6 protein-coding genes and 1 pseudogene are annotated in these 5,796 nt (G+C 67.9%); 6 read left to right on the forward strand and 1 reads right to left on the reverse strand.

Translation table 11 applies throughout. The features are described from left to right. A pseudogene (locus tag AWB95_RS23150) lies at window positions 1-76 on the forward strand (WXG100 family type VII secretion target); the annotation flags it as partial. Between the two features lie 4 nt (window positions 77-80). On the opposite strand, the gene AWB95_RS23420 reads toward AWB95_RS23150, so the two are convergent. Continuing rightward, window positions 81-380 (reverse strand): DUF732 domain-containing protein, encoded by a 300-nt coding sequence (locus AWB95_RS23420; RefSeq protein ID WP_169714736.1) that lies wholly within the window; start codon window positions 378-380, stop codon window positions 81-83. Window positions 381-484: 104 nt separating this feature from the next. On the opposite strand from AWB95_RS23420, the gene AWB95_RS22545 reads away from it, so the two are divergent. The 5 genes from AWB95_RS22545 (at window position 485) to AWB95_RS22565 (ending at window position 5,786) form a co-directional block, all read left to right on the forward strand. After that, window positions 485-1,117 (forward strand): dTMP kinase, encoded by a 633-nt coding sequence (locus AWB95_RS22545; protein WP_062540998.1) that lies wholly within the window; start codon window positions 485-487, stop codon window positions 1,115-1,117. A gap of 53 nt (window positions 1,118-1,170) precedes the next feature. Beyond that, window positions 1,171-1,857, forward strand: coding sequence for a two-component system response regulator MtrA (mtrA, locus tag AWB95_RS22550; protein WP_015354856.1), 687 nt, complete (start codon window positions 1,171-1,173; stop codon window positions 1,855-1,857). A gap of 49 nt (window positions 1,858-1,906) precedes the next feature. Further along, window positions 1,907-3,565: an MtrAB system histidine kinase MtrB gene (gene mtrB, locus AWB95_RS22555; protein WP_085168668.1), complete on the forward strand. Its 1,659-nt coding sequence runs from the start codon at window positions 1,907-1,909 to the stop codon at window positions 3,563-3,565. Then, window positions 3,565-5,322, forward strand: a complete 1,758-nt coding sequence (gene lpqB, locus AWB95_RS22560) for an MtrAB system accessory lipoprotein LpqB (RefSeq protein ID WP_085168669.1) — start codon at window positions 3,565-3,567, stop codon at window positions 5,320-5,322. Before mtrB ends, lpqB begins: the two co-directional genes overlap by 1 nt. Window positions 5,323-5,516: 194 nt before the next feature. Next, window positions 5,517-5,786: a WXG100 family type VII secretion target gene (locus AWB95_RS22565; RefSeq protein WP_085168670.1), complete on the forward strand. Its 270-nt coding sequence runs from the start codon at window positions 5,517-5,519 to the stop codon at window positions 5,784-5,786. Window positions 5,787-5,796 lie beyond the last annotated feature (10 nt).

A 5,796-nucleotide genomic window follows, 5' to 3' on the forward strand; every position in this document is an offset into this window, starting at 1 on the left:
GGCCGGAACCCATGAGACCAACACCGTCTCGATGCTGGCCCGCGACCAAGCCGAAGCCGCCAAATGGGGCGGCTGACAAGCTAACCCGGACAGAGGTGCGTTGTCGCGTCGGCGATGATCCGATTGGCTTGCGCGGCAGAGTAGGGCGCATTGCCGGCGCGCACGATCGTGTTGGCGATGTCGTCCGGTGACTGCCCATAGCCCAGGGCGCTGCATACTTGGTTGCCCATCGCTATGGCGTAGCCGCGGTTGGTGTACCCGATGCCGTCGCGGTTGAGCGCGTTGATATAGCTGTTCTCGTCGGCGGCGGCGGACGGCGCGGTGCCAATCGCGGTGGCCGCAAAGACGCCGCCGAGAACCGCGGCGAGGTGTTTGCGCATCATGCCCCCTTCATGGGCAATTGTGGGTCTCCGAGTGTAGTGAGCCGCGAGCCGACGAGTCAGCAAATGCACAAATCGTTGGACGGCGCAGATAGGCTCAGGCCGTGTTGATCGCGATCGAAGGCGTCGACGGCGCCGGCAAACGGACGCTGTCGAACGGCCTGCGCGCAGCCTTCGAGACATCCGGCAAGTCGGTGGCCGCGTGCGCGTTCCCCCGCTACGGGCAATCGGTGACAGCCGACGTCGCCCACGAGGCACTGCACGGGCAGCATGGCGACCTGGCGTCGTCGGTATATGCCATGGCGATGCTGTTTGCGCTGGATCGCGCCGGCGCCGTCGAGCACATCCGCGAGCTGTGCCGCGACCACGACGTCGTCATCCTGGATCGCTACGTGGCATCCAACGCCGCCTACAGCGCGGCCCGCCTGCACCAGGACGCCGACGGGGAAGTGGCGGCCTGGGTGCACGAGATGGAATACCGGCGGTTGGGCCTGCCGATGCCGGATTGGCAAGTTCTGCTTGGAGTTTCGGCGGAACTGGCCGGCCAGCGCGCCCGGCAGCGGGCTGCTCAGGAAGCCGACCGCCAGCGCGACTCCTACGAACGCGACGACGACCTGCAGCGTCGAACCGGCGCGGTGTACGCCGGCTTGGCCGCCGCCGAGTGGGGCGGGCGATGGCTGGTGGTGGACGCCGACGTGGACCCCGTGGAGCTTGCTGCCCGGCTGGGCGCCTGCTGAACTGGAAGAAACACGGGTGTGGGAACTGAGTTTTGTCGCGAACTGGTGACACCATGGACACCATGAGGCAAAGGATTCTCGTCGTCGACGACGACGCTTCGCTGGCCGAGATGCTCACCATCGTGCTGCGCGGCGAAGGTTTCGACACCGCGGTCATCGGTGACGGCACCCAGGCGCTCACCGCAGTGCGCGAGCTGCGCCCCGATCTGGTGCTACTGGACCTGATGCTGCCCGGCATGAACGGCATCGACGTGTGCCGGGTGCTGCGCGCGGACTCCGGTGTGCCGATCGTCATGCTCACCGCCAAGACCGACACCGTCGACGTGGTGCTGGGGCTGGAGTCGGGCGCCGACGACTACATCATGAAGCCGTTCAAACCCAAGGAGCTGGTGGCCCGGGTGCGGGCACGGCTGCGCCGCAACGACGACGAGCCCGCCGAGATGCTCTCCATCGCCGACGTCGACATCGACGTGCCGGCGCACAAGGTCACCCGCAACGGTGAGCAGATCTCGCTGACTCCGCTGGAATTCGACCTGTTGGTGGCGCTGGCACGCAAACCCCGCCAGGTGTTTACTCGTGATGTGCTGCTCGAACAGGTGTGGGGATACCGTCACCCAGCGGACACCCGCTTGGTGAACGTGCATGTCCAGCGTCTGCGGGCCAAGGTCGAAAAAGACCCGGAGAACCCGACCGTTGTCCTGACCGTTCGAGGAGTGGGATACAAGGCCGGCCCCCCGTGATCCGCGCCGGCGACGATGCAGAGCGTCGCGATGGGGAGGAGCGGCGCGAATGATCTTCGCCTCGCGGCGACGCATTCGCGGTCGTTGGGGCCTGTCTGGCCCACTGATGCGGGGCATGAGTGCGTTGAGTCGAGCCGTAGCCGTCGCCTGGCGCCGTTCGCTGCAACTGCGGGTGGTGGCACTGACTCTCGGAATGTCCCTCGCCGTCATCTTGGCCCTCGGCTTCGTGCTGACCAGCCAGGTCACCAACCGGGTGCTCGACGTGAAGGTCCGCGCGGCCACCGAGCAGATCGAGCGGGCCCGCACCACAGTCAGTGACATTGTCAGTGGCGAGGAGGCGCGCTCGCTGGACTCCAGCCTGCAGCTGGCCCGCAACACGCTGACGTCGAAAACCGACCCGACGTCCGGCGCCGGGACGGCCGGCGCGTTCGACGCGGTGCTCGTGGTGCCCGGCTACGGTCCGCGGCCCGCGGCCGCCGCCGGGCCCGTCGACCAACTGCCCGGCGCGCTGCGCGAATTCGTCAAGGCCGGGCAGGTGCCCTACCAGTACGCGACCGTGCACACCGAGGGCTTCTCCGGCCCGGCGCTGGTCATCGGCAGCCCGGCGTCGTCGCGGGTGACCAACCTGGAGCTGTACCTGATCTTCCCGCTGGCCAACGAGCAAAGCACGATCGCGCTGGTGCGCGGCACCATGACCACCGGCGGCGTGGTCCTGCTGGTCCTGCTGGCCGGAATTGCGCTACTGGTCTCCCGCCAGGTGGTGGTACCGGTGCGGGCGGCCGCGCGAACCGCCGAACGCTTCGCCGAAGGGCATCTCTCCGAGCGGATGCCGGTGCGCGGCGAGGACGACATGGCCCGGCTGGCGGTGTCGTTCAACGACATGGCCGAAAGCCTGTCGCGGCAGATCGCGCAACTGGAGGAGTTCGGTAACCTGCAGCGCCGGTTTACTTCTGACGTCAGCCACGAATTGCGCACTCCGCTGACCACCGTGCGCATGGCGGCCGATCTGATCTATGACCACAGCGAGGACCTCGATCCCGCGCTGCGGCGGTCCACCGAGTTGATGGTCAACGAGCTGGACCGGTTCGAGACCCTGCTCAACGACCTGCTGGAGATCTCCCGCCACGACGCCGGTGTGGCCGAATTGTCGGTCGAGGCAGTCGATTTGCGTTCGACGGTCAACAGCGCGCTGGGCAACGTCGGACACCTGGCCGAGGACGCCGGTGTCAAGCTGATCGTCGACATGCCGCCCGAGGAAGTGATCGCCGAGGTCGACGCCCGCCGCGTCGAGCGCATCCTGCGCAACCTGATCGCCAACGCCATCGACCACGCCGAGCGCAAGCCGGTGCGGATCCGGATGGCCGCCGACGAGGACACCGTCGCAGTCACCGTGCGCGACTACGGAGTTGGGCTGCGGCCCGGCGAAGAGAAGTTGGTGTTCAGCAGGTTCTGGCGCTCCGACCCGTCGCGGGTGCGCCGATCCGGCGGAACCGGGCTGGGTTTGGCGATCAGCGTGGAGGACGCGCGGCTGCACCAGGGCCGGCTGGAGGCGTGGGGTGAACCCGGCAAGGGTGCCTGCTTCCGGCTGACGCTTCCGCTGGTGCGCGGGCACAAGGTCACCACCAGTCCGCTGCCGATGAAACCAGTTGACCGCGACCGCAAGGAGCGCCCGGTCCGTCAGCGCGAGCACGCCGAAAGAGGCGCGTGATGCGGCGGCTGGCCGCGCTGCTGTTCGCGGTGGCCGTACTGGCGGGCTGTGCCGGCGTGCCGAGTTCGTCGGCGCCGCAGGCCATCGGCACGGTCGAGCGGCCCGCGCCGTCGAACCTGCCCAAGCCGAAACCGGGGATGGACCCCGATCTGTTGCTGCGCGAATTCCTCAAGGCCACAGCTGATCCCGCCAACCGGCACTTGGCCGCCCGGCAGTTCCTTACGCAAAACGCTTCGAACGGCTGGGACGACGCTGGCAGCGCGCTGCTGATCGACCACGTGGTGTTCGTGGAAACCCGTGGCACGGACCGTGTTTCGGTGTCCATGCGGGCCGACATCCTGGGTTCGCTGTCCGATATGGGGGTCTTCGAGACCGCCGAGGGCGTACTGCCGGATCCCGGTCCGATCGAGTTGGTCAAGACGCCCGGAGGCTGGCGCATCGACCGCCTGCCCAACGGAGTGTTCTTGGACTGGCAGCAATTCCAGGCCACCTACAAACGCAATACGCTGTACTTCGCCGACCCCACCGGCAAGACCCTGGTGCCCGACCCGCGCTACGTCGCGGTGTCCGATCCCGATCAGTTGGCCACCGAGCTGGTTTCCAAGCTGATCGCCGGCCCGCGTCCGGAGATCGGCAAGGCCGTGCACAACATGCTCGGCCCGCCGGTGCGGCTGCGCGGACCGGTGACTCGCGCCGACGGCGGCAAGACCGGTGTGGGCCGTGGTTACGGCGGGGCGCGGATCGAGTTGGAGACCCCGACGGTCGCCGACCCGCACAGCCGGCAACTGCTTGCGGCGCAAATCATTTGGACGTTGGCCCGGGCAGACATCAAGGGCCCGTACGTGATCAACGCCGACGGTGCCGCACTGGACGACCGGTTCGCCGACGGGTGGAAGACCTCCGACGTCGCCGCCACCGATCCGGGGGTGGACGAGGGCGCCGCGGCCGGGGTACACGCGCTGGTCGGCGGGGCGATGGTGTCGCTGGACGGACAGCGCTCCGCACCGGTGGCGGGCGCATTCGGCCGGCCAACGAATCAGGCGGCGGCCGCACTGTCCCGCAACGGGCACCGGGCAGCGTCGGTGGTGACGCTGCGCCCGGGCGCGCCCGATGCGGAGGCGTCGTTGTGGATCGGCGATCTGGGCGGCGAGGCAGTGCAAGCCGCTGACGGGCATAGCCTTTCGCGGCCCAGCTGGTCGCTGGATGACGCGGTGTGGGTGGTGGCAGACGGCAATAACGTGCTGCGCGCGATCCAGGAGACGGCGTCCGGGCAGCCGGCGCGCATGCCGGTGGATTCGGCCGCCGTGTCGAGCCGCTTCCCGGGCGCGATCACCGAGCTGCAGCTGTCGCGCGACGGGACTCGGGCCGCGATGGTCATCGAGGGCCAGGTGATTCTCGCCAGTATCGAGCAGACGCAGGCCGGTCAGTTCGCGCTGACCTTTCCGCGGCGGCTCGGCTTCGGCCTGGGCTCGTCGGTGGTGTCGCTGTCCTGGCGCACCGGTGACGACCTGGCGGTCAGCCGCACCGACGCCCAGCACCCGGTGTCCTATGTGAACCTCGACGGCGTGAATTCTGATGCGCCCAGCGGCAATTTGCAGCTTCCGGTGTCGACGATCGCGGCCAACCCGTCGACGATCTACGTCGCCGATCCGCGCGGGGTGTTGCAGCTGTCCGGTTCTGGTGCCGAAGGCCCGCAAGGCTGGTTGGACGTCGCGCCGTTCATGGTGGGCGGCGCCGTGCCGGTGTTGCCGGGATAGGTCGGCCCGTCGCCTGCGACGAGTGGCCAGTTATCACACGGAAAAGTGCAAAAAGCGTGCGTTAAGTGGCCGCTCGCGGCGCATCGTGAGGCATCACGCCTGTTGGACCGCCCCGTCGCCCCCAAGAAATTGGTGTCACTTGGCGGTTTGCGGGTGGGGTAGCGTTTTATGGTCGTTCGTTCAGGGGAGGTGCGATGTCCGAATTGCGGGTGACCCCGGAGCAGTTGACGCACGCCTCTGCGGAGTTCGGTGCGGTGGCGCAGGAGTTGCGTGCGGGTCTGGGGTCCATTGATGACGAAGTCGGCAAATTGTTGGGTGGCTCGTGGACGGGTGAGGCGTCGTCGTCGTACGACGCGGTCTGGCGTGAATGGCATGAGGGCGCGACCAAGGTGCTGCATGAAGTACCCCAAGTTTTGTTCCTATTCGGTTGCGAGGGCCGGGGTTGGCTGGCTCGCGGGGTGTGAGGCGCCGGTG

It is taken from the genome of Mycobacterium celatum (assembly GCF_002101595.1).
In the GTDB taxonomy this organism is placed as follows: Bacteria; Actinomycetota; Actinomycetes; order Mycobacteriales; family Mycobacteriaceae; genus Mycobacterium; species Mycobacterium celatum.

Bases quoted from the DNA above. Each gene is read 5' to 3' on its own strand.
- AWB95_RS23420 (WP_169714736.1), bottom strand. From the start codon at position 380: ATGCGCAAACACCTCGCCGCGGTTCTCGGCGGCGTCTTTGCGGCCACC.
- mtrA (WP_015354856.1), top strand. From the start codon at position 1,171: ATGGACACCATGAGGCAAAGGATTCTCGTCGTCGACGACGACGCTTCG.
- mtrB (WP_085168668.1), top strand. From the start codon at position 1,907: ATGATCTTCGCCTCGCGGCGACGCATTCGCGGTCGTTGGGGCCTGTCT.
- lpqB (WP_085168669.1), top strand. From the start codon at position 3,565: ATGCGGCGGCTGGCCGCGCTGCTGTTCGCGGTGGCCGTACTGGCGGGC.
- AWB95_RS22565 (WP_085168670.1), top strand. From the start codon at position 5,517: ATGTCCGAATTGCGGGTGACCCCGGAGCAGTTGACGCACGCCTCTGCG.